This window comes from Aquitalea sp. ASV11 (assembly GCF_016429185.1).
Lineage (GTDB): Bacteria > Pseudomonadota > Gammaproteobacteria > Burkholderiales > Chromobacteriaceae > Aquitalea > Aquitalea pelogenes.
The window spans coordinates 92,534-114,294 of record NZ_JAELUD010000003.1; the positions used below are offsets into that span (position 1 = coordinate 92,534).

At 58.1% G+C, this 21,761-nt stretch carries 19 protein-coding genes; 8 read left to right on the forward strand and 11 right to left on the reverse strand.

Annotation, left to right across the window (positions count from 1 at the left end; genetic code table 11):
• Positions 1-35: 35 nt before the first annotated feature.
• The 8 genes from JHD62_RS02320 to JHD62_RS02355 all read right to left on the reverse strand — a co-directional run bounded on the left by JHD62_RS02320 (position 36) and on the right by JHD62_RS02355 (position 8,852).
• On the reverse strand, positions 36-2,864 hold the full coding sequence (locus JHD62_RS02320; RefSeq protein ID WP_199101601.1) for a 2-oxoglutarate dehydrogenase E1 component: 2,829 nt from the start codon (positions 2,862-2,864) through the stop codon (positions 36-38).
• 223 nt (positions 2,865-3,087) lie between these two features.
• Positions 3,088-4,377, reverse strand: coding sequence for a citrate synthase (gene gltA, locus JHD62_RS02325; protein ID WP_199101602.1), 1,290 nt, complete (start codon positions 4,375-4,377; stop codon positions 3,088-3,090).
• A 61-nt stretch (positions 4,378-4,438) separates the two neighbouring features.
• Positions 4,439-4,687: a succinate dehydrogenase assembly factor 2 gene (locus tag JHD62_RS02330; RefSeq protein WP_045845611.1), complete on the reverse strand. Its 249-nt coding sequence runs from the start codon at positions 4,685-4,687 to the stop codon at positions 4,439-4,441.
• Positions 4,684-5,394 carry a succinate dehydrogenase iron-sulfur subunit gene (locus tag JHD62_RS02335; RefSeq protein WP_045845610.1) on the reverse strand — a complete coding sequence of 237 codons (711 nt, stop codon included), beginning with the start codon at positions 5,392-5,394 and terminating at the stop codon, positions 4,684-4,686. Before JHD62_RS02335 ends, JHD62_RS02330 begins: the two co-directional genes overlap by 4 nt.
• 13 nt (positions 5,395-5,407) lie before the next feature.
• Positions 5,408-7,180, reverse strand: a complete 1,773-nt coding sequence (sdhA, locus tag JHD62_RS02340) for a succinate dehydrogenase flavoprotein subunit (protein ID WP_199101603.1) — start codon at positions 7,178-7,180, stop codon at positions 5,408-5,410.
• On the reverse strand, positions 7,180-7,524 hold the full coding sequence (sdhD, locus tag JHD62_RS02345) for a succinate dehydrogenase, hydrophobic membrane anchor protein (RefSeq protein WP_045845608.1): 345 nt from the start codon (positions 7,522-7,524) through the stop codon (positions 7,180-7,182). The genes sdhA and sdhD overlap by 1 nt, the downstream gene beginning before the upstream one ends.
• Positions 7,518-7,892, reverse strand: coding sequence for a succinate dehydrogenase, cytochrome b556 subunit (gene sdhC, locus JHD62_RS02350; RefSeq protein ID WP_045845607.1), 375 nt, complete (start codon positions 7,890-7,892; stop codon positions 7,518-7,520). Before sdhC ends, sdhD begins: the two co-directional genes overlap by 7 nt.
• A gap of 225 nt (positions 7,893-8,117) precedes the next feature.
• Entirely contained in the window at positions 8,118-8,852 is a 735-nt protein-coding gene (locus JHD62_RS02355; RefSeq protein ID WP_199101604.1) for a GntR family transcriptional regulator, read from the reverse strand.
• A 204-nt stretch (positions 8,853-9,056) separates the two neighbouring features.
• Here JHD62_RS02355 and JHD62_RS02360 point away from each other — a divergent pair, with 204 nt between their 5' ends.
• From JHD62_RS02360 to JHD62_RS02375, 4 genes are all read left to right on the forward strand, one after another.
• Positions 9,057-10,037 carry a malate dehydrogenase gene (locus JHD62_RS02360; protein WP_045845606.1) on the forward strand — a complete coding sequence of 327 codons (981 nt, stop codon included), beginning with the start codon at positions 9,057-9,059 and terminating at the stop codon, positions 10,035-10,037.
• Between the two features lie 111 nt (positions 10,038-10,148).
• A protein-coding gene (prfB, locus tag JHD62_RS02365; RefSeq protein WP_131355459.1) for a peptide chain release factor 2 occupies positions 10,149-11,256 on the forward strand; the annotation gives its coding sequence in 2 pieces (ribosomal slippage) (positions 10,149-10,232 and positions 10,234-11,256; 1,107 coding nt in all).
• Positions 11,257-11,378: 122 nt separating this feature from the next.
• Positions 11,379-12,887 carry a lysine--tRNA ligase gene (gene lysS, locus JHD62_RS02370; protein WP_045845605.1) on the forward strand — a complete coding sequence of 503 codons (1,509 nt, stop codon included), beginning with the start codon at positions 11,379-11,381 and terminating at the stop codon, positions 12,885-12,887.
• A 250-nt stretch (positions 12,888-13,137) separates the two neighbouring features.
• Positions 13,138-13,974, forward strand: a complete 837-nt coding sequence (locus JHD62_RS02375; protein ID WP_199101605.1) for a hypothetical protein — start codon at positions 13,138-13,140, stop codon at positions 13,972-13,974.
• A 63-nt stretch (positions 13,975-14,037) separates the two neighbouring features.
• Here JHD62_RS02375 and JHD62_RS02380 read toward each other — a convergent pair whose 3' ends face one another.
• On the reverse strand, positions 14,038-16,764 hold the full coding sequence (locus tag JHD62_RS02380; protein ID WP_233160538.1) for a bifunctional diguanylate cyclase/phosphodiesterase: 2,727 nt from the start codon (positions 16,762-16,764) through the stop codon (positions 14,038-14,040).
• Here JHD62_RS02380 and JHD62_RS22475 point away from each other — a divergent pair.
• From JHD62_RS22475 to JHD62_RS02395, 4 genes are all read left to right on the forward strand, one after another.
• Positions 16,757-16,912, forward strand: coding sequence for a hypothetical protein (locus JHD62_RS22475; protein ID WP_233160540.1), 156 nt, complete (start codon positions 16,757-16,759; stop codon positions 16,910-16,912). The genes JHD62_RS02380 and JHD62_RS22475 overlap by 8 nt on opposite strands.
• 200 nt (positions 16,913-17,112) lie before the next feature.
• Positions 17,113-18,423 (forward strand): TRZ/ATZ family hydrolase, encoded by a 1,311-nt coding sequence (locus JHD62_RS02385; protein ID WP_370541017.1) that lies wholly within the window; start codon positions 17,113-17,115, stop codon positions 18,421-18,423.
• 3 nt (positions 18,424-18,426) lie between these two features.
• Positions 18,427-19,128 carry a bifunctional 2-polyprenyl-6-hydroxyphenol methylase/3-demethylubiquinol 3-O-methyltransferase UbiG gene (gene ubiG, locus JHD62_RS02390; RefSeq protein WP_045845602.1) on the forward strand — a complete coding sequence of 234 codons (702 nt, stop codon included), beginning with the start codon at positions 18,427-18,429 and terminating at the stop codon, positions 19,126-19,128.
• 457 nt (positions 19,129-19,585) lie between these two features.
• Entirely contained in the window at positions 19,586-20,257 is a 672-nt protein-coding gene (locus tag JHD62_RS02395; RefSeq protein WP_199101608.1) for a GntR family transcriptional regulator, read from the forward strand.
• A gap of 67 nt (positions 20,258-20,324) precedes the next feature.
• Here the strand turns inward: JHD62_RS02395 and JHD62_RS02400 are convergent, their stop codons facing one another.
• Positions 20,325-20,819, reverse strand: a complete 495-nt coding sequence (locus JHD62_RS02400; RefSeq protein ID WP_199101609.1) for a dihydrofolate reductase — start codon at positions 20,817-20,819, stop codon at positions 20,325-20,327.
• Positions 20,816-21,610, reverse strand: a complete 795-nt coding sequence (locus tag JHD62_RS02405; protein WP_199101610.1) for a thymidylate synthase — start codon at positions 21,608-21,610, stop codon at positions 20,816-20,818. The genes JHD62_RS02400 and JHD62_RS02405 overlap by 4 nt, the downstream gene beginning before the upstream one ends.
• Positions 21,611-21,761: the final 151 nt, after the last annotated feature.

Below are 21,761 nucleotides of genomic sequence, written 5' to 3' on the forward strand. Positions count from 1 at the left end.
GCCCCCGTCAGTGTAATCGTTGTGTTGGCGTGTACTTACTTGGCAATCGTCATGGCTTCTTCGACGAAGGACTTGAGCTGGGCAACGTGCTTGCTCATGTAGCCTACGGCCGGCGAAGCAGAAGACGGACGACCAGCGAACGACAAGAACTGCTTGCCGATCAACAGACCTTCCAGGCGATGGCGGATCTGGTACCAGGCACCCTGGTTACGCGGCTCTTCCTGCACCCACATCACTTCCTTGGCTTGCGGGAAGCGTGCCAGCTCGGCGGCTACCTGCTCGGTCGGGAAGGGATACAACTGCTCGATGCGCACGATGGCGATTTCGTCTTCCAGGCCCTTTTCCTTGCGGCCGGCTGCCAGGTCGTAATACACCTGACCGGCACACAGCACCACACGCTTCACTTTCTTCGGATCCTGTACCACGGCATCGCCGATCACCGGGCGGAAGCTGCCGTTGGTGAAGTCTTCGATCGGGCTCATGGAGTCCTTGAAACGCAACAGGCGCTTGGACAGGAAGATCACCAGCGGCTTGCGGTACGGACGCAGCACCTGACGGCGCAGCATGTGGAACATCTGGCTGGCTTCGGACGGCATCACGATCTGCATGTTGTGCTCGGCGCACAGTTGCAGCCAGCGTTCCAGACGGGCAGAGGAGTGTTCCGGACCCTGGCCATCGTAGCCGTGCGGCAGGATGGTGGTGAGGCCGCACAGACGGCCCCACTTGGTTTCGCCGGAGGAAATGAACTGGTCAATCGCCACCTGGGCGCCGTTGGCGAAGTCGCCGAACTGGGCTTCCCAGATCACCAACTGATCCGGTGCGGAGCAGGCGTAGCCGTATTCGTAGGCCAGTACCGCTTCTTCGTTCAGGATGGAGTCGATCACCAGGAATTCGGCCTGGTTGTCGGACATATTGCGCAGCGGCACGTAGGAGCCCTGGTCCCAGCGTTCGCGGTTCTGGTCGTGCAGCACGGCGTGACGGTGGGAGAAGGTGCCACGGCCGGAGTCTTCACCGGACAGGCGTACACCGAAACCATTGGTCACCAGACTTGCATAGGCCAGGGTCTCGGCCATGCCCCAGTCGGCATTCTGTTCACCGGCAGCCATGGCCTTGCGTGCAGCCAGTACCTTTTGCACGGTGGGATGCAGCTTGAAGCCTTCCGGCAGGGTGGTGAACTTCTCGGTCAGGCGCTGGATGTCAGCGCGCGGCAGCGAAGTGTCGGTCGGGTGTGCCCAGTGGGTGCCCATGTACTGGCTCCAGTCCAGGGCATGTTCGCGCTTGTAGTTGGTGAGCGCGGTCTGTTCCACGTGCTCGCCCTTGTCCAGCGCATCACGGTAGGCCTGGATCAGTGCTTCGGCCTCTTCTGCCTTCAGCACGCCTTCCTGTACCAGACGCTCGGCATACATGGCGCGTACGCCCTGATGCTTGGCAATCTTCTTGTACATCATAGGCTGGGTCAGGAAGGGATCATCACCTTCGTTGTGACCCAGTTTGCGGTAGCAGACCAGATCGATGACCACGTCCTTGTTGAACTGCATGCGGTAGTCCAGCGCAGCCTGCATCACGTAGCAGACAGCTTCCGGATCATCACCGTTGACGTGGAAGATCGGTGCTTCAACCATCTTGGCCACGTCGGTACAGTACAGGGTGGAACGCATGTCGCGCGTGTCCGAGGTGGTGAAACCCACCTGGTTGTTGATCACGATGTGGATGGTGCCACCGGTACCGTAGCCGCGGGTTTGCGACAGGTTGAAAGTACCCTGGTTGACACCCAGGCCGCCAAAGGCGGAGTCACCGTGAATCAGTACCGGCACGGCGCACTTGCGCTCGCTGTCCTTGCGGCGGTCCTGACGGGCACGTACCGAGCCTTCCACCACCGGGTTGACGATTTCCAGGTGCGACGGGTTGAACGCCAGTGACACATGCATCGGACCACTGGCAGTGGGGATGTCGGAGGAGAAGCCCATGTGGTACTTCACGTCACCGGAGGCCATTTGCTGAGCAGCCTTGCCTTCGAATTCGGCAAACAGGTCACGCGGCTGCTTGCCCAGGGTGTTCACCAGTACATTCAGACGGCCACGGTGGGCCATGCCGATGATCAGTTCCTGCACGCCAACCGCAGTGGCGTTGTGGATCAGGTGGTCCAGCGCAGCAATGGTGGATTCGCCACCTTCCAGCGAGAAGCGTTTCTGGCCAACGTATTTGGTATGCAGATAGCGTTCCAGGGTCTCGGCCGCGGTGATCTGCTTGAGGATGCGCATTTTCTTGGCGGCATCGTAGCGCGGGGTGGACAGATCGCCTTCAAAGCGTTTCTGTACCCAGTGCTTTTCGTCCGACTTGGTGATGTGCATGAATTCCAGACCGATATTGCCGCAGTAGGTCTGTTTCAGACGCGACAGGATATCGGACAGCGGCAGCTTTTGCGGTGCCACCAGCGAACCCACATTGAACTGTACCGCCATGTCGGCATCGGTCAGGCCGTGCTTGTGCGGATCCAGCTCTTGCAGGGTAGCCTGGTCCATACGCTTGAGCGGGTCGAGATTTGCCTGACGGGAACCCAGTACGCGGTAGGCCGAAATCAGCTTCAGCACGCCCACCTGCTTCTGCATGGTTTCCCATTCGCCGCCGGTGGTGTTGCGCGGGCCGCTGGCCGGTTTCTTGGCCAGTTGAATGAAGGATTCCTGGATGGGCATGTGCGGTACATCGCGCTCGGCGGCACCAGGTGCCTGTGCCAGCTTGTCGAAGTAGTCGCGCCATTCGGCCGGAACCGAATTCGCATCAGCGAGGTACTGTTCGTACAGTTCCTCGATGAACGGTGCATTCCCACCGAACAGGTAGGAATGACTGTACATGGATTGCATCATTATTCGACCCTTTGTTTTATCTACGTACGTGTCTACGTTTGGCTACATTGCTGCGTGGAGAAAGCGTTGTGGAAAAGACGCAAGAAGGGCTTTGGCAGGGCAAATCCGTCTCCGTTTTTTCCGCAGCGCTCTATCGGCGTCTGTCGTTAAACTGCTGACTGTATTCTGTAAGACAAGGTAAAAAGTTGGCCGAAACGTGTCCGGCCAACTCGTCACTGCCTGATTAGCGCTTGTCGATATCGACAATGTCGCGGCGCGGTGCGCCGGTGTACAGCTGACGCGGACGGCCGATCTTCATGGCCGGGTCGGCGATCATCTCGCTCCAGTGCGCGATCCAGCCCACGGTACGTGCCAGGGCGAAGATCGGGGTGAACATCGAAACCGGAATGCCGATGGCAGACAGCACGATGCCGGAGTAGAAGTCGACGTTCGGGTACAGCTTGCGCTCGATGAAGTACGGGTCTTCCAGGGCGATCTTTTCCAGTGCCATGGCCAGCTTGAACTTCGGATCGTTGTGCAGGCCCAGTTCGTTCAGCACTTCGTCGCAGGTCTGCTTCATGATGGCGGCGCGCGGGTCCATGTTCTTGTACACGCGGTGGCCAAAGCCCATCAGCTTGTAGCGCTTGTCCTTCACGCCCTGCATGAAGTCGGCCACGTTGTCCACGCTGCCGATTTCGTCCAGCATTTTCAGTACGGCTTCGTTGGCGCCACCGTGGGACGGGCCCCACAGGCAGGCGATACCGGCAGCGATACATGCGAACGGATTGGCACCGGAGGAGCCAGCCAGACGGACGGTGGAAGTGGAAGCGTTCTGCTCGTGGTCGGCGTGCAGGGTGAAGATGCGGTCCAGCGCGCGGGCCAGAACCGGGTTCACCTTGTACTCTTCACACGGGGTGGAGAACATCATGTGCAGGAAGTTTTCCGCATAGGTCAGGCCGTTTTTCGGGTAGGAGAACGGCAGGCCCTTGTTGTAGCGGTAGGCTTGTGCGGCGATGGTCGGCAGCTTGGCCACCAGACGGTGGGCAGAGATGCGACGGTGTTCCGGATTGGTGATGTCCAGCGAGTCGTGGTAGAAGGCGGACAGCGCGCCAACCACACCCACCATCACGGCCATCGGGTGTGCGTCACGACGGAAGCCCTTGAACAGGCTCATCAGCTGGTCGTGCAGCATGTTGTGGCGCATCACGCCACGTTCGAATTCCTTGCGCTGGGCTGCGGTCGGCAGGTCGCCGTTCAGCAGCAGGTAGCACACTTCCAGATAGTCGCTCTTTTCAGCCAGCTGCTCGATCGGATAGCCGCGGTAGTAGAGCTGACCCAGATCACCGTCGATGAAGGTGATGGCGGACTCACAGCTGGCGGTGGCCAGGAAGCCCGGGTCAAAGGTGAACATGCCGGTCTTGGAGAAGGCACGGATATCGACGACATCCGGACCCAGAGTGCCGGACAGTACCGGCATTTCCAGTGAGTCCTTGCCCTCGTTGTAAGCGAGCGTCACTTTGCGGTTAGTTTCCACAGCAATACTCCCAGTCAGTTTTGTGGTGTTGTAATCGTTTTTGGGCCCTGCAGCCTGCAACTCAAACCGAGCGCAGGATCTCGATGATGGCGGCTTCTTCCGGGTCGTCCAGGTCAGCCTTGCCGTTCACCACATCCAGGAAGTCGGTGTCGGGCAAATCGAGAATACGCTTGTAGGCGTCGATCTCCGCCGGGGAGAGTGAATCGAAGCGCTGGGCAAAAAAACGCTCCAGCACCAGATCCAGCTCCAGCAAGCCCCGGCGGGACCGCCAACGGATCCGCTTGAGTTCAATCGGATCGTAAGCGGTCATACTGCACGCTTGACCATCAGGTCTTTGATCTTGCCGATTGCCTTGGTGGGGTTCAGGCCCTTGGGGCAAACATCGACACAGTTCATGATGGTGTGGCAACGGAACAGACGGTACGGATCTTCCAGGTTGTCCAGACGTTCGTTGATGGCGGTGTCGCGGGTATCGGCAATGAAGCGATAGGCTGCGAGTAGGCCGGCCGGGCCAACGAATTTGTCCGGGTTCCACCAGAACGACGGGCAGCTGGTGGAGCAGCAGGCGCACAGAATGCACTCGTACAGGCCGTTGAGTTCTTCACGGTCTTCCGGGCTTTGCAGGCGCTCGCGTTCCGGCGGCGGCGTGTCGTTGATCACGTACGGCTTGATCGAGTGGTATTGCTTGAAGAACTGGGTCATGTCGACGATCAGGTCGCGTACCACCGGCAGGCCCGGCAGCGGACGCAGCTCGATCGGCTGTTTCAGATCGCGGAAATCGGTCAGACAGGCCAGACCGTTCTTGCCGTTGATGTTCATGGCGTCAGAGCCACACACACCCTCGCGGCAGGAACGACGGAAGGTGATGGTGTCATCCTTCACCTTCAGCTTGGTCAGCGCATCCAGCAACTTGCGGTCGGTGGAATCCAGCTCCACGCTGATGTCCTGCATGTAGGGCTTGGCATCCTTGTCCGGATCGTAACGGTAGATGCGGAATTTGACGGTTTCTGTAGTCATCTTGTTCAAGCCCTTAGTAGGAACGTGTCTTCAGAGCAATGGTGTCGACAGTCAGCGGCTGCAGGTTCACCGGCTTGTATTCCAGACGGTTGCCTTCGCGGCTCCACAGGGTGTGCTTCAGCCAGTTGGCATCGTCACGGCCGTTCGGGGTTTCCGGTGTATCCGGTGCATCGTCACGCACGTGTGCGCCGCGCGATTCGGTACGGGCATTGGCCGAGATCATGGTAGCCTTGGCCACTTCGATCAGGTTTTCCAGCTCCAGTGCCTCGATGCGGGCCATGTTGAACACGCTGGATTTGTCGGAAATTTCGGTCTGTTGAACCATCTTTTCCACTTCCAGAATCTTCTCAACGCCTTGTGCCAGCATGTCCTTGAAACGGAACACGCCGCAGTGTGCCTGCATGGTGCGCTGCATGGCGGTACGGGCATCGTTGACAGCCACGCCGTTGGTCTGCTTGTTCAGGCGCTCTACACGGGCAACCGAACGTTCTACGTCGGCAGTAGCAAGTTGCGGCAGTTCCAGCGGCTGTTGCTTGATGAAATCGATCATCGAGTTGGCCGAGCTCTTGCCGAATACCAGCAGGTCGAGCAGGGAGTTGGTGCCCAGGCGGTTGGCACCGTGCACCGAGGCGCAGGCACATTCGCCGGCAGCGTAGAAGCCGTGTACCGGTTTGCCTGCCACCACCACTTCGCCGTGGTAGTTGGTGGGAATGCCACCCATCTGGTAGTGACAGGTCGGCACTACCGGAATCGGGGCCTTGATCGGGTCCACACCGGCAAACTTGATGGAGATTTCACGGATGCCCGGCAGCTTGGACATGATCACTTCGGGGTCGAGGTGAGTGATGTCCAGCAGCACGTGATCCTTGTTCGGGCCGCAACCACGGCCTTCGTTGATCTCGGTCACCATGGCACGGGACACCACGTCACGCGAAGCCAGATCCTTGGCATTCGGTGCATAGCGTTCCATGAAGCGTTCACCTGCGCTGTTACGCAGGATACCGCCTTCGCCACGGACACCTTCGGTAATCAGTACACCGGCACCGGCCACGCCAGTGGGGTGGAATTGCCAGAATTCCATGTCTTCCAGCGGGATGCCGGCGCGTGCGGCCATACCCAGGCCGTCACCGGTATTGATGAAAGCATTGGTGGAAGAAGCGTAGATACGACCGGCGCCGCCAGTAGCAAACAGGGTGGCCTTGGCCTGGAATACCACGATTTCCGAGGTTTCCATTTCCATGGCAACAACACCTTGCACATTGCCGTCGGCATCACGAACCAGGTCCAGCGCCATCCATTCCACAAAGAAGTGGGTATTGGCACGGACATTGCGCTGGTACAGCGCGTGCAGCATGGCATGACCGGTACGGTCGGCGGCAGCACAGGCGCGACGCACCGGCTTTTCACCGAAGTTGGACATGTGACCGCCGAACGGACGCTGGTAGATGGTGCCATCAGCGTTACGGTCGAACGGCATGCCGTAGTGTTCCAGCTCGGTTACCACCTTAGGTGCCTCGCGGCACATGAATTCGATGGCATCCTGGTCGCCCAGCCAGTCCGAACCCTTTACGGTGTCGTACATGTGCCAGGTCCAGTGATCTTCCTCGGAGTTACCCAGAGAGGCGGACACACCGCCCTGCGCCGCTACGGTATGCGAGCGGGTGGGAAATACCTTGGACAGAACGGCAGTCTTCAGGCCAGCTTCGGACAGCTGCAGGGCGGCACGCATGCCGGCACCACCTGCGCCAACGATTACTGCATCAAAATGACGAACAGGTACGCCCATTACAGCCCCCAGACAACTTTAACGGAATAGATGAAACAGGACACCAGCCACACGATGGTGAAGGCATGCAGCGCCAGGCGCAGGCCGGTCGGCTTGATGTAGTCCATCCACACATCGCGGATACCAACCCATACGTGCAGGAACACTGCCAGCAAGGTGGTCTGGGTCAGTACCTGCACCCAGGTTTGCGCGAAGAAGTCTTTCCAGCCGGCATAGCTGGACGGCATGGTCAGCAGGAACAGTGCCAGAGCTACGGTATAGATCACCATGATGGTGGCCGTCACGCGCTGCATGACCCAGTCGCGCAAACCGTAGTGAGCGCCGATGACAGAGCGGTTTACCATAGTGCTACTCCCAGAATCAGAGTCAGAGCCAGGCTCACTACCACAACAGTCTTGGCGGTAGCGCGAGCGGTTTGCAGTTCCAGACCCTTATGGATATCCAGGAACAGGAAACGGATACCGGCACAGAAGTGATGCATGTAGGCCCACAGCAAGCCGATGAGGATGATCTTCATCAGCGGGTGCGCGACTACGGCACGGTAGGTTTCAAAGGACTCTGCTGAACTGAGCGAACCATGTAGGAGGTAGATCAACAGCGGGAGGGAAAAGAAGAGCGCCACACCACTGACCCGGTGCAAGATCGAGACGATGCCCGGGATGGGTAGTCTGATCGTGGCCAGATCCAGGTGCTTCGGTCGTTGCTTCTGCATATGGCTTCCTTGGATGTATTTGAACCAAGTGGTTATCTCCGGGCCCCTGTCTGGAAGCCCGCCTGAAAGGTCCGCCCTTGTAGAAACCGGGCGGTCCCCTTCAATACTTAAACATCATGCTGCCCGATGCTGCAGGGCAATATGATCTGGAAATTCTAGCAAAAATCACCCGGCTACTGACCGTTTTTTGCCTGACAAGCGACATTTGCATGCCGGCAGGCGACATCAGCAGCCCTTTTGCAGCAGCGCCAGGTCCCGACTCAGGCAGTAGCGCTGCCGCCATTCAACCCTCTCTCCAACTGACGAAAAGGTCAGTCTAAGCATACTCAACACCGGCTCTTCCAGTGCCGCCCCGGACAGGCCAAGCAGGCTGGCATCCTCACGCGGCAGCATCACTGCACGGTATTGCTCACGACGCTCAACCACTCTTACCCCGAAGCGCTGCTGCAAGGTGGCATACACACCAACACCGGACCTGAACCAGCGCGCTTCCATGCCATCGAAGCGTTCGGCAGGCAGATAAGCCTCATCCAGCGCCACTGGTCTGCCCTGCCCGCGCCACAACTGGCGCACCCGGAACATCGGCGCATGCCGACGCAACTGCAAGGCCACCGCCATGTCATCGCTGGCATTCATCCTGGAGATGGCCAGAAACTCGCAACTGAGCCGGTCCGGCACTTCGTCAAACACACCGGGCGACTGCAGCAAGGCATTACCCCAGTCACTGAGCACCGGAGCAACAAATGTCCCCTTGCCTTGCTGGCGGTAAAGCAGGCCATCGGCCACCAACTCGCTCAGCGCCTTGCGGACCGTTCCCTGGCTGACGGACATCTCATCAGCCAGATCCCACTCACTGGGCAAGGCATCATGCTCCAGCCACTCGCCTTCGGCGATACGACGCAGTAAAAACTGCTTGATCTGCACATACAGCGGCTGTCGACGTGGGGCATTTGCAATCATGTAGTGGCTTTGTATCATCAAACAAATCAAGCGTAAAGGGATGTCTTATATAAGACACAAGAGTAAAACCAGCATATCAGAATTTCTGATGGGGATTCCAGCCCCACATGGTCTACACTCCGTGATACACTCGCTTCACACTTATAGTGCAGAGCAACATCTGCTATTTGAGACAGTCTCGGATATCTAAAGGAGAGTCCACCAATGAAAGCTCCCGTTCGCGTTGCCGTTACCGGCGCTGCTGGTCAGATTGGCTACAGCCTGCTGTTCCGTATCGCCAGTGGTGAAATGCTGGGCAAAGACCAGCCGGTCATCCTGCAACTGCTCGACCTGCCGCAAGCCCAGACCGCCGTTAAGGGCGTGATGATGGAACTGGAAGACTGTGCCTTCCCGCTGCTGGCCGGCATGGTTGCCACCGACGATCCGAACGTCGCTTTCAAGGACGCTCAAGTTGCCCTGCTGGTGGGCGCGCGTCCGCGCAGCAAAGGCATGGAACGCAAGGACCTGCTGGAGGCCAACGGCGCCATCTTCACCGTTCAGGGCAAGGCACTGAACGACCACGCAGACCGCAATGTCCGCGTTCTGGTGGTTGGCAACCCGGCCAACACCAATGCCTGGATCGCCATGAAGAGCGCTCCGGACCTGAACCCGAAAAATTTCACCGCCATGTTGCGTCTGGACCACAACCGCGCCCTGTCGCAGATCGCTGCCAAGACTGGCAAGCCGGTTTCCGCCATCAAGGACCTGGCCGTATGGGGCAACCACTCCCCGACCATGTACGCCGACTACCGCTTCGCCACCATCGATGGCCAATCGGTAAAAGCCATGATCAACGACGAAGCCTGGAACCGTGACGTATTCCTGCCGACCGTTGGCAAGCGTGGTGCCGCCATCATCGAAGCACGTGGCCTGTCCTCTGCTGCTTCCGCTGCCAACGCCGCCATCGACCACATCCACGACTGGGTGCTGGGCAGCAATGGCAAGTGGGTGACCATGGGCATTCCGTCCGACGGTTCCTACGGCATTCCGGAAGGCGTGATGTACGGCTTCCCGGTTGTATGCGAAAATGGCGAATACAAGATCGTTCAAGGCCTGGAAGTGGACGAGTTCAGCCGCGAACGCATGAACTTCACTCTGGCCGAGCTGGAAGAAGAGCGCGCAGCTGTCGCTCACCTGTTTGGCTAAGACTTAGCCAGATCAGCGAAAAGCGCACCGCATGGTGCGCTTTTTGTGTTTGATCAATACCGCCAAGCATATTTGAATTTACTAATACAGACTGCTAACTGGAGCAAGAGCATGATTGAAGTTGAAGTCCTGAACCAGATCGCGGCCACGATTGAAAACCTGGCCGAACGCGCCGCCGATATTCGGGGGTATCTTTGACTACGACGGTAAAAAAGACCGTCTGGAAGAAGTAAGCCGCCTCACCGAAGACCCGGACATCTGGAACGACCCCAAGCGCGCCCAGGAACTGGGCCGCGAACGCAAGCAACTGGAAGACGTGGTCCTGGTGCTGGACAGCATCAATGCCAGCATTGCCGATGGCCGCGAACTGCTGGAAATGGGCAAGAGCGAAGAGGATGACGAAACCATTCTCGCCGTGCAGTCCGACATGGAAGAAGTCGAAGCCAAGGTGGCCAAGATGGAATTCCGCCGCATGTTCCACGACCCGATGGACCCCAACAACTGCTTCCTGGACATCCAGGCCGGTGCCGGTGGCACCGAGGCACAGGACTGGGCCGGCATGCTGCTGCGCATGTACACCCGCTATGCCGAACGCAAGGGCTTCAAGGTAGACGTACTGGAAGTATCCGAAGGCGAAGTGGCCGGCATCAGCAGTGCCACGCTGAAGATTGAAGGCGAATACGCCTACGGTCTGCTGCGTACCGAAGTGGGCGTTCACCGCCTGGTACGTGTGTCGCCGTTTGACTCCAACGCCCGTCGCCACACCTCGTTCTCCTCGGTATTCGTCTACCCGGAAGTGGACGACAGCTTCGAGATCGACATCAACCCGGCTGATTTGCGTATCGACACCTACCGCGCCTCCGGTGCCGGTGGTCAGCACATTAACAAGACCGACTCGGCCGTACGTATCACCCACTTGCCCACCAATACCGTGGTGCAGTGCCAGAACGACCGCTCGCAGCACCGCAACCGCGACGAAGCCATGCAGATGCTGCGTGCCAAGCTGTACGAGCTGGAACTGAAAAAGCGCAACGAGGCCAAGCAGGCGCTGGAAGACACCAAGACCGATGTGGGCTGGGGTCACCAGATCCGCTCCTACGTGTTTGACCAGTCCCGCATCAAGGACCTGCGTACCAGCCATGAAGTGGGCAATATCAAGGGCGTCATGGATGGCGACCTCGACGGCTTTATTGAAGCCAGTCTGAAACAGGGCGTGTAAACGTCCGGGCCGGCACGCGCTGCCGGCCTGCATTACAGCAGCGTAAAACCTTAATTGTTGGCCGATGAGGCCTGGCGGGGGAATGGCCCCCCGCCCTTACCGCAGTAGTCAACGGAGTCATCATGTCTGAACGTGAACAAGCATCATCCCTGAGTCAGGACGAAAACCAGATCATGGCGGAACGCCGCCAGAAGCTGAAGAGCATCCGCGAAAAACGCGTCGCTTTCCCCAACGATTTCAAACGCAGCCACTTTGCCAAGGATCTTCAGGAAAAACACGCGGGTAAAGACAAGGAAGCTCTGGAAGCCGAGAAGATCGAGGTTGCCGTTGCCGGCCGCATGATGCTCAAGCGCGTCATGGGCAAGGCCAGCTTTGCCACCCTGCAGGATGGCAGCGGTCGCATCCAGGCTTACATCGCCAACGACGGTGTCGGTGAAGAAGCCCACGCCGAGTTCAAGCACTTTGACCTGGGTGACATCATCGCCATCCGTGGCGAGCTGTTCAAGACAAAGACCGGCGAGTTGACCGTCAAGGCCAGCGAAGTGCGCCTGCTGTCCAAGAACATCCGCCCGCTGCCGGAAAAATTCCACGGCATGACCGATCAGGAACAAAAGTACCGTCAGCGCTACGCCGACCTGATCATGAGCGAAGAAAGCCGCACCACCTTCATCAAGCGCTCGCAGATCGTGCAGAAGATCCGCGACGTGATGGTGAGCGAAGGCTATCTGGAAGTGGAAACCCCGATGATGCACCCCATCCCGGGCGGTGCCACGGCCAAACCCTTCGTGACTCACCACAACGCGCTGGACATGCCGCTCTACCTGCGCATTGCGCCGGAACTGTATCTGAAACGTCTGGTGGTTGGTGGTCTGGAACGCGTGTTCGAGATCAACCGCAACTTCCGTAACGAGGGGATGAGCACACGCCACAACCCCGAGTTCACCATGATCGAGTTTTACGAAGCCTACAGCGACTACCAACGCATGATGGAGATGACCGAAAACATCATCCGTCGCTGTGCCGAAACCGTGTGTGGCAGCACCACCATCAGCTACAACGGCAAGGAAGTGGAACTGGGCAAACCGTTCGACCGCTTCACCATTGTTGGTGCCATCAAGCACTACAACCCGCAGTACACCGACGAACAACTGGCTGATGCCGCCTGGGTTGCCAGCGAAATCAAGCGCCTGGGTGGCAAGCTGCCGCCGGCACCGGGCCTGGGCAGCCTGCAACTGGCCCTGTTCGAGGAATGTGCCGAAGGCCTGCTGTGGAACCCGACCTTCATCATCGACTACCCGGTGGAAGTGTCCCCTCTGGCCCGTGGTTCCGATGCTGACCCGTCCATTACCGAACGCTTCGAACTGTTCATCGTGGGCCGCGAGCACGCCAACGGTTACTCCGAGTTGAACGATCCGGAAGACCAGGCCGCCCGCTTCATGTCCCAGGTGGCCCAGAAGGACGCCGGTGACGACGAAGCCATGCACTATGACGCCGACTACATCCGCGCCATGGAATACGGCCTGCCGCCGACTGGTGGCTGCGGCATCGGCATCGACCGTCTGGTGATGCTGCTGACCGACGCCCCGTCCATTCGCGACGTTATCCTGTTCCCGCAGATGCGCCCCGAATAAGCAGTCTTAGCCCTGCAGAAAGTGCAAATGGCCTTGTTATCCGACAAGGCCATTTTTTTATTTGTGCAAATTGGATCGTAACAATTGAATAGACCATGGCAATCAACATAAAATGCCATTGGTTTAAAAACCAATGTTATGCATGTCAATTCACAATAAAGCCTGACCAGACACTGCTTTCTTGTGCATGTCATTGGTTTTTACAATGCCGATCCAGAAATCAAGCCAACTCCGAAAGTGAATCATCCGTATGCGCATTCTGCACACTACCCTTGCTGCCTGTTCTGCCGTCTGTCTGATCACCCCGGCATTTGCCGCCAAAAGTTTGACGGGCAATACCGACATTCTCGCGGCCAATAACCAGTACAGCCTCTATCTGCAAAACACCAAAATGGACTATGCGGAAACAGGCGGCAGCCATGGCTCTGCTCCGGGACTCGCAGATACCGAAAACGGCAATATCCCCGGTTTTGGCCTGAGCGCCACATCCATGTCTGACTGGGCGCTGGGGAATGATTACCTGCAGTTCGACTTCAATTACAGCAACGGCAACACCGACTATGTGGGATCCCTCCAGCACAGTAATGGCGGTTACGGTTCGCTCAAATCAAGCAGCACGGCTCACATCTACAACTACAGCGCCCGCTACGGCAAGGGCTTCAGTCTGTCCAGGCAGACCATGCTGACCCCCTATGTCGAACTGGGTCACCACCGCTGGGAACGTGGCTTGTCTGCCACCCAGGATGAAACCTACAGCCATAACTACGGTGGACTGGGCATGCTGTTGCAGGTGGCACCGGTCAGCAAGCTGGTCCTGAATGCGGATCTGTTTTATGGCCGTACCTTCCAGTCGAAAATCAGCACCAATAGCTACACGCTGCCAGAAGCCACGCTGGGCAACTCCTCCTTCAAGCGCTACGGTGTAGGCGCCGATTATGCTTTCAGCCAGCGCTTCCATGGCAAGATCAGCTACAGCCACGAAAGCTACTCGTATGGCATCAGCGATCTGAGCAGCTATGGCTATTACGAGCCCAACAGCACAACCAAGAACTCCATCTACCGCGTGGGCATCGGTTACGCCTTCTAAGAGGCAATGAAAAAACCGCAAGGAACATTCCTTGCGGTTTTTTTATCACAACTGCAGGCAGGCTTACTCGCCCGGCAGCAACGTTCCCTTGGCCAGCAAGCCGGCAAACTCTTCTGGCGGCATCGGTTTGGCCAGCAGATAGCCCTGAATCAGGTCACAGCCTTCCTGTTTCAGGAAGTGCCACTGGTCTATCGTTTCCACTCCTTCAGCCACCACCTGCATGTTCAGGTTCTTGGCCATATTGATGATGGCACGGGCAATGGCCGAGTCGTCCAGATCATTCGGGATGTCGCGCACGAAGGAGCGGTCGATCTTCAGCTTGTCGGCCTTGAAGCGCTTGAGGTAAGACAGGCTGGAATAGCCGGTACCAAAGTCATCAATCGACAGCTGCAAACCCATGCCCTTGATGCTGTCGATGGCCTGCAAGGTACTGGTGACGTCTTCCATGATGACGCTTTCGGTCACTTCCACATCCAGCATGTCGGCAGACAGGCCATGGCTGCTGAGCGCCTTCTCCAGTACCTCGGCCAGATCCTGCTGGCGGAACTGCAAGGCGGACAGATTGATGGCCAGCGACATCTTGGGCAGGCCCTGGTCATGCCACAGCGCCAGTTGACGGCAGGCTTCGCGAATCACCCAGTTACCAATCTGCACGATGAAGCCACGCTCCTCGGCCACCTCGATGAAGCGTGCCGGGCCAAGAATACCCAGTGACGGGTGATTCCAGCGGATCAGCGCCTCGGCACCGGTAATGCGGCCATCGGCCATGGCGACCTGTGGCTGGTAATGCAGGATGAACTCGTTACGCTCCAGCGCAAAGCGCAGCTGGCTTTCAATGGCCAGAATCTCGCGCGCGCGAGCATTGAGGTCGGCAGTGTAGAACTTGTAGCTGTTGCGACCGGACGACTTGGCGTGGTACATCGCCGCATCGGCATTGCGCACCAGGGTTTCAAAGTCGCGGCCATCGTCCGGGTACACGCTAATCCCGATGGAAGGCGTGATGGTGATGGTGTGATTGTGCAGTTCGATCGAGGCACCAAACGATTCACGGATACGCTCGGCTGCCAGTGCCGCCTCGCTGGGGTCGGAAATGGCTGGCAGCAGGATGATGAACTCGTCCCCGCCCTGACGCGCCACCGTCTCGCCCGCCGCCAGGGAAGACTTGATGCGGTCGGCCGCCACCTGCAACAGGATGTCCCCGGCAGAATGCCCCAGCGACTCGTTGACGGTCTTGAAGCGGTCCAGGTCCAGCAGCAGCAAGGCCATCTGCTCGTTGTCGCGGCAGGCATTATGAATGGCCAGCTCCACCCGGTCGTGCATGTGCGCACGATTGGGCAGGCTGGTGAGCACGTCGAAGTGCGCCAGGAACTGAATGCGCTCGTCTGCTGCCTTGCGTTCGGTCAGATCACTGAAAATGGCCACATAGTGCGTGATTTCCGACAAGGGGTTACGCACGGCATTGATGGCCAGCCATTCCGGATAGATTTCACCATTCTTGCGGCGATTCCAGATTTCACCCTGCCATGAGCCCTGATTATCAATGGCCTGCCACATGGTGGTGTAGAAGGCATCATCATGACGGCCGGAGGACAGGATGCTGGTTTTCTGACCCAGTACTTCCTGCTGCGAATAACCGGTGATTTCGGTAAAGGCCTTGTTGACGCTGCGAATGCGTTTTTCGCTGTCGGTGATCATGATGCCCTCCACGGTGTTCTCGAACACCTTGGCCGCCAGTTGCACCCGTTCTTCCGCTGCGCGCTTTTCCGAAATGTCGCGCACCATGCGCCACACCGCATTGATGCGGCCGAAGGCGTCACGCATGGCCACCGTTTTGACGCTGACCGGCACATGGTTGCCAAAGCGGTTCATGTACACCGCTTCGAATTCGTCGCAATAACCGAAACGCAATACCTTGTTGTCCAGATTGAAACGCTCCAGCGCTTCGCTCTCCTGCCCCACCAGCGACCAGAAGTTCTGCTGCTTGAGCTGGTCCAGGTTGTAGCACATCAGATTGAGGAAGGCCGGGTTGGCATCCATCACCTGGCCGTCCAGCGAACTGATGACGATACCGTCCAGGTTGGACCAGAACAGCTCGCGGTATTTGTTTTCCGAGCGACGCAGCGCATCTTCCACTTCACGGCGGCGCGAAATGTCGGCCTCCAGCGCCAGCGTCTTGGCACGCAGCTCGTCAATCAGGCGCTTGAGTTCAGAGCGGGTCCATTCCAGATGCTTGCCCAGCTTGCCGATTTCATCACGCCTTGCCCAGTAGAATGGCGACTCCAGCTTGAGCTCGGCCAGCTGGGTAGCCTGCTCGGTCAGGCTGTGCATCGGGCGCAGGAAGCGGGAATGCAAAATACTCATTATCAGCAGGATGGACAGCACCAGCTGCGCCACCAGAATCAGCAGGATGTTCTTGACCTGGTTGTGCAGGGCATTGGCCAGATGTTCGGTATCGAATTCCAGCGTCACCTGGCCGATTTCCTCGCCACGGTAAATCACCGGCTTCTGCACGAAAGACACGCCGCCCACGCGGCGCTCGCTGCGCAAGGCGGACAGGAATACCTGGTTGGACTGGGTATCGGTCACGCGGATGGACACCACCCGTGCATCCTCCATCACCGAGGAAATCAACGGGCTGCCGGCCTGGCGGCTCAGGTTCCACAATGGCTCCTGCATGCCCAGCGCAACAATGTCCAGCAAGCGCTTTTCGTCGGTTTCCAGTTGTGCCGTCAGGTTATCGCGCTGAATGTTGATACTCAGATAACTGATGATGGATGCGGGAATGAGCAAGCCGAGTACCACGGCGATCAAAAAGACCGCGCGCAGTGACAAACTGGAGGTGACAGGGTTTTTATCTTCTTGGGATGCCATTGGTCTTGATAATCAAAATGCGTTAATGGCGCGGAACATCCGCCGGCAATATTCAAACATTCAATGATGCAAAAAACTAATGATGACAAAGCATGCGGGGAATGCACGCATGATAAGTCAGACCTGATTCCGTTATAAGCGATTTTTTCTGCACAACGACAGTTTCTGCAACGCAGCGAGACAGCCCATGGTCAATTTGCCATGCCCATGGCAGCAGCCTACAATCCAAGCCATTCCGAATTCTGCAGGATTGGCCTGATGTCACACATGCACTATGACACTATTATTTCAGCACGCTGGATCATTACCGTAGAAAACGATGGCGAGGTTCTGGAAAACCATGCCATTGCCATCAAGGATGGCAGCATAGCCCAGATCCTGCCGATCGCCCAGTGTGGCGGCCTGCAAGCGGATGAAACCATCACGCTGGACAACCATGTGCTGATGCCCGGTCTGATCAACCTGCACGGCCACTCCGCCATGACATTGTTGCGCGGCATGGCCGACGACAAGGCACTGATGGACTGGCTGAACAACCACATCTGGCCGGCAGAAGGCAAACATGTGCGCGATGACTTCGTATTCGATGGCGCCAGCCTGGCCATGGCGGAGATGATTCGCGGTGGCACCACCACCATCAACGACATGTACTTCTACCATGACGCCATGGCCCGCGCCGGCCTGGCTTCCGGTATGCGAACCTTTGTAGGCTGTTCCATCCTGGAGTTCCCCACCAACTACGGCAGCAACGCCGGGGAATACATCAGCAAGGGCATGGAAGAACGCAAGGCCTTCCTGGGCGAAGAGCTGATTACCTTCACCCTTGCCCCGCACGCACCGTATACCGTGTCCGACAACACTTTCCGCCAGGTGGTGGAGCTGGCCGAGCGTGAAGACATGCTGATTCACTGCCACATCCACGAAACCGCCGACGAAGTGGCCGGCAGCGTGACAGAACACCAGCAACGTCCGCTGGCCCGTCTGGCCAAACTGGGCTTGCTCACTCCGCGACTGATTGCCGCACACATGGTGCATCTGGACAGCGCAGAAATTGAAGCCGCCGCACGTCATGGCATTTCCATTGCCCACAACCCGGCGTCCAACATGAAGCTGGCCTCCGGCATTGCCCCGGTTCCGGCATTGCTGGCAGCTGGCGTCAATGTTGGCATCGGCACCGATGGCGCTGCCTCCAACAACAAGCTGGACATGCTGTCCGAAACCCGTCTGGCCGCCCTGCTGGCCAAGGTAGGTACGCTGGACCCGACCGCAGTGCCGGCCGCCACCGCCATCCGCATGGCTACCCTTAATGGTGCCAAGGCACTGGGCATTGCCGACAAGGTGGGTTCGGTCAAACAGGGCAAACAGGCCGACCTGATTGCCATCGACCTGTCGGCACTGGAAACCGCGCCGGCTTTCGACCCGGTATCGCATGTTGTCTATGCCGCCGGGCGCGAACAGGTCAGCCACGTCTGGGTCAAGGGCCGTGCCCTGCTCGCCCAGCGTCAGCTGACCACCCTGGACGAAGCAGATCTCAAGGCGCGCGGTGAAGACTGGCGCAAACGTATTCTGGCGAGGTAAGCAATGAGCAATGTAGACGATCTGGAAATCGACAAATTCAGTCAGCTGGCCCACAAGTGGTGGGACAAGGACAGCGAATTCAAGCCGCTGCATGAAATCAACCCGCTGCGACTGGACTATATCGATGACTTTGCCGGCATCAAGGACCTGAAAGTCCTGGACGTGGGCTGTGGCGGCGGCATTCTGGCCGAGAGCATGGCACAGCGCGGCGCGCAGGTGACTGGTATCGACCTGGCCAGGAAGTCCTTGAAAGTGGCCCAGCTGCACAGTCTGGAATCCGGTGTCAGCGTCGAATACCGCTGTGTTGCAGTGGAGGATCTGGCCGACGAAGCGCCCGGCAGTTTTGATGTGGTGACCTGCATGGAAATGCTGGAACACGTGCCGGACCCGGAAAGCGTGGTACGCAGCTGTGCCCGCCTGGTGAAACCGGGTGGCTGGGTGTTTTTTTCCACCCTCAACCGCAATGCCAAGGCTTACCTGCTGGCGGTAGTCGGTGCTGAATACGTGCTCAACATGCTGCCGCGCGGCACGCATGAATATGCGCGTTTCCTCAAGCCGTCCGAGCTGTCGCGCATGGCGCGCAATGCCGGGCTGGAAATCAGCAACGTCAGCGGCATGAGCTACAACCCGCTCACCCGCATCTATGCGCTGGGAGATGACACCCAGGTGAACTACCTGATGGCCACTCGCCGCGCCATCGCGTAATCCGCGCTGTTACAGCAGATTAGCGCACCCCTGCCCTGCTTCATGCCGGCAGGGGTTTTCTTTTGCCTGAAGCACAGCGCCAGGAGGCAGGCCATAAAAAAAGGCCTTCGCCGCAGCGAAGGCCCCAATCATCCCCCGGTCCAGGACCGGTAAACAACCCGCTAGATTACGAGAACACACATTGCCGCACACACGTGGCACTGCCTGCCCAAGTACGCGTTTGAAAGCCCCATTCCTCGTGTCAGCGATTTTCAAACAAGCGTTCGAATAATAAAACCAAAACAGAAAACTGTACAAGGGATTTCCCTGATACCGGACTGGATGCGCGACAAAATGCAACAGTTGTCATGGCACACTCCCAGCAAGGCAACAGACCGACTGCCCGACAATTCCACATTCCAATTGCCGAATCAGCCAATATATATGAAAATAATAATATTCGATAATGGAGACACTGATGACGTTCAAGGCGAACGATTCGCTCACCGAGCAAATCGCCCAATACCTCGGTAAAAAAATCATCCAGGGTGAAATGGCACCGGGAGAACGGATTCAGGAATTGCGGATTGCTGCCGAGCTGGAAGTCAGCCGTGGCTCGGTGCGCGAAGCGCTGCTGATCCTGCAACGCCGTCACCTGGTGGAAATCTACCCGCGGCGCGGTGCCATGGTGTCCAGCATTTCCAGCAACGACGTGCGCGACTTTTTCGAACTGTGGTTCATGTTGCTGGACCGCGTGGTATGCAATCTGGCCAGCAACTGGAAAAACGACGACCTGGCCCGTTTTTTCGAGTTGATGTCCACGCTGGACGAATGCCATCGCAAGGATGACATGCCAGCCTACTTCGATTGCGGCGTGGAATTCTTGCGCGCGCTGTACGACTTCTCCAGCAATCGCTACATGAGCGCCACCTTGCAAGACTTGCTGCCGCTCACTCAGCGCTGCCTGTATGCCATCCTGCGCGCCGGTCGTTCGCAGATGGATCGCACCCAGCAGTTTCTGGATGACCTGCTCAAGACCATCATTGCCCGTGACACCACCCGCCTGCGCATCATGGTGGCTGAATTCGGCCAGGACTACAGCAAGCTGGCCCAGCAATCTGCAGAGGCGCTTGCTGGTAGCACTTCCTGAACACTGCTCAACTTATAAATAACAAAGGCCGCTCACCGAGCGGCCTTTTGCTTGGCATGGCTACCATTCAGCCCGGCTTGCGCTGGTAATCGACAAAGGCATACTGCAGCCCCTTGTCGCTGGTGAAACTGCTACGCGCCACTTCCTGCCAATCAGCCGTGCTCACCTCCGGGAAACAGGCGTCGCCATCAAAATCGGCATCAATCTCGGTCAGCCGCAATGCATCTGCCAATGCCATCGCCTGACGATACAAATCAGCACCGCCAATCAGGCAGACTTCCGCCACACCATCGGCCATTTCCAGCGCCTGTTCCAGCGAATGCGCCACCTCAACGCCATCGGCCTGCCAGTCTGACTGGCGGGTGATGACGATATTGCGCCGCCCTGGCAAAGGGCGTCCGATGGAGTCGTAGGTTTTGCGGCCCATCAGCACCGGCTTGCCCAGGGTCACCGCCTTGAAGTGCTTGAGGTCTTCCGGCAAATGCCAGGGCAAGGTGTTGTTGATGCCGATCACGCCGTTGCGGGCCTTGGCTGCCACCAGGGTCAGTACAGGCTTGCTCATACGGCTACAGCTCCCTTGATGTGCGGATGCGGGTCGTAACCTTCCAGCGTGAAGTCATCGAAGGTGAAGGCAAACAGGTCGGTCACGGCCGGGTTGATCTTCATCTGCGGCAGCGGACGTGGTTCGCGGCTCAGTTGCAGACGGGTCTGCTCCAGGTGGTTGCTGTACAGGTGGGCATCACCCAGCGTATGCACGAAATCACCGGGCTTGAGGCCGCACACCTGTGCCACCATCATGGTGAGCAAGGCATAAGAGGCAATATTGAAGGGCACGCCCAGGAAAATATCGGCCGAGCGCTGATACAGCTGGCAGGACAATTTGCCGTCCGCCACATAAAACTGGAACAGGCTGTGGCAAGGCGGCAGTGCCATTTCGTCCACCAGCGCCGGGTTCCAGGCCGACACGATCAGGCGGCGCGAATCGGGATTGCGCTTGATCATCTCCACCACATTGCTGATCTGGTCGATATGGCGGCCATCCGGAGCGGGCCAGCTACGCCATTGGTAACCGTACACCGGGCCAAGATCCCCGTTTTCATCGGCCCATTCATCCCAGATGGAAACCCCGTTTTCCTTCAGATAACGGATATTGGTATCGCCAGTCAGAAACCACAGCAATTCGTGAATGATGGAACGCAGGTGGCATTTTTTGGTGGTGACCAGCGGAAATCCCTGTTGCAGGTCGAAGCGCATCTGGTAGCCAAACACCGAGCGGGTGCCGGTGCCGGTGCGGTCGGACTTGTCATGGCCATGTTCCAGCACATGGCGCATCAGGTCGAGGTACTGTTTCATGCTGCCATCCATCAAGTTCAATCTGCGGATTGTACCTGAGCTGGCGCTGCACAGCACAGCCCTTCCCAGCGGCAAAGCCAATACCCATATGGCAAAAGGGGCTGGCCTGCCGCCCCCGGCATACGCTACCATCCGCTTTAAAATACAACGT

Excerpts from the sequence above, each read along its gene's own strand:
- JHD62_RS02320 (WP_199101601.1), bottom strand. The coding sequence starts at position 2,864 with ATGATGCAATCCATGTACAGTCATTCCTACCTGTTCGGTGGGAATGCA.
- JHD62_RS02330 (WP_045845611.1), bottom strand. The coding sequence starts at position 4,687 with ATGACCGCTTACGATCCGATTGAACTCAAGCGGATCCGTTGGCGGTCC.
- JHD62_RS02335 (WP_045845610.1), bottom strand. The coding sequence starts at position 5,394 with ATGACTACAGAAACCGTCAAATTCCGCATCTACCGTTACGATCCGGAC.
- sdhA (WP_199101603.1), bottom strand. The coding sequence starts at position 7,180 with ATGGGCGTACCTGTTCGTCATTTTGATGCAGTAATCGTTGGCGCAGGT.
- sdhD (WP_045845608.1), bottom strand. The coding sequence starts at position 7,524 with ATGGTAAACCGCTCTGTCATCGGCGCTCACTACGGTTTGCGCGACTGG.
- sdhC (WP_045845607.1), bottom strand. The coding sequence starts at position 7,892 with ATGCAGAAGCAACGACCGAAGCACCTGGATCTGGCCACGATCAGACTA.
- JHD62_RS02355 (WP_199101604.1), bottom strand. The coding sequence starts at position 8,852 with ATGATTGCAAATGCCCCACGTCGACAGCCGCTGTATGTGCAGATCAAG.
- JHD62_RS02360 (WP_045845606.1), top strand. The coding sequence starts at position 9,057 with ATGAAAGCTCCCGTTCGCGTTGCCGTTACCGGCGCTGCTGGTCAGATT.
- lysS (WP_045845605.1), top strand. The coding sequence starts at position 11,379 with ATGTCTGAACGTGAACAAGCATCATCCCTGAGTCAGGACGAAAACCAG.
- JHD62_RS02375 (WP_199101605.1), top strand. The coding sequence starts at position 13,138 with ATGCGCATTCTGCACACTACCCTTGCTGCCTGTTCTGCCGTCTGTCTG.
- JHD62_RS22475 (WP_233160540.1), top strand. The coding sequence starts at position 16,757 with ATGAGCAAGCCGAGTACCACGGCGATCAAAAAGACCGCGCGCAGTGAC.
- JHD62_RS02385 (WP_370541017.1), top strand. The coding sequence starts at position 17,113 with ATGCACTATGACACTATTATTTCAGCACGCTGGATCATTACCGTAGAA.
- ubiG (WP_045845602.1), top strand. The coding sequence starts at position 18,427 with ATGAGCAATGTAGACGATCTGGAAATCGACAAATTCAGTCAGCTGGCC.
- JHD62_RS02395 (WP_199101608.1), top strand. The coding sequence starts at position 19,586 with ATGACGTTCAAGGCGAACGATTCGCTCACCGAGCAAATCGCCCAATAC.
- JHD62_RS02400 (WP_199101609.1), bottom strand. The coding sequence starts at position 20,819 with ATGAGCAAGCCTGTACTGACCCTGGTGGCAGCCAAGGCCCGCAACGGC.
- JHD62_RS02405 (WP_199101610.1), bottom strand. The coding sequence starts at position 21,610 with ATGAAACAGTACCTCGACCTGATGCGCCATGTGCTGGAACATGGCCAT.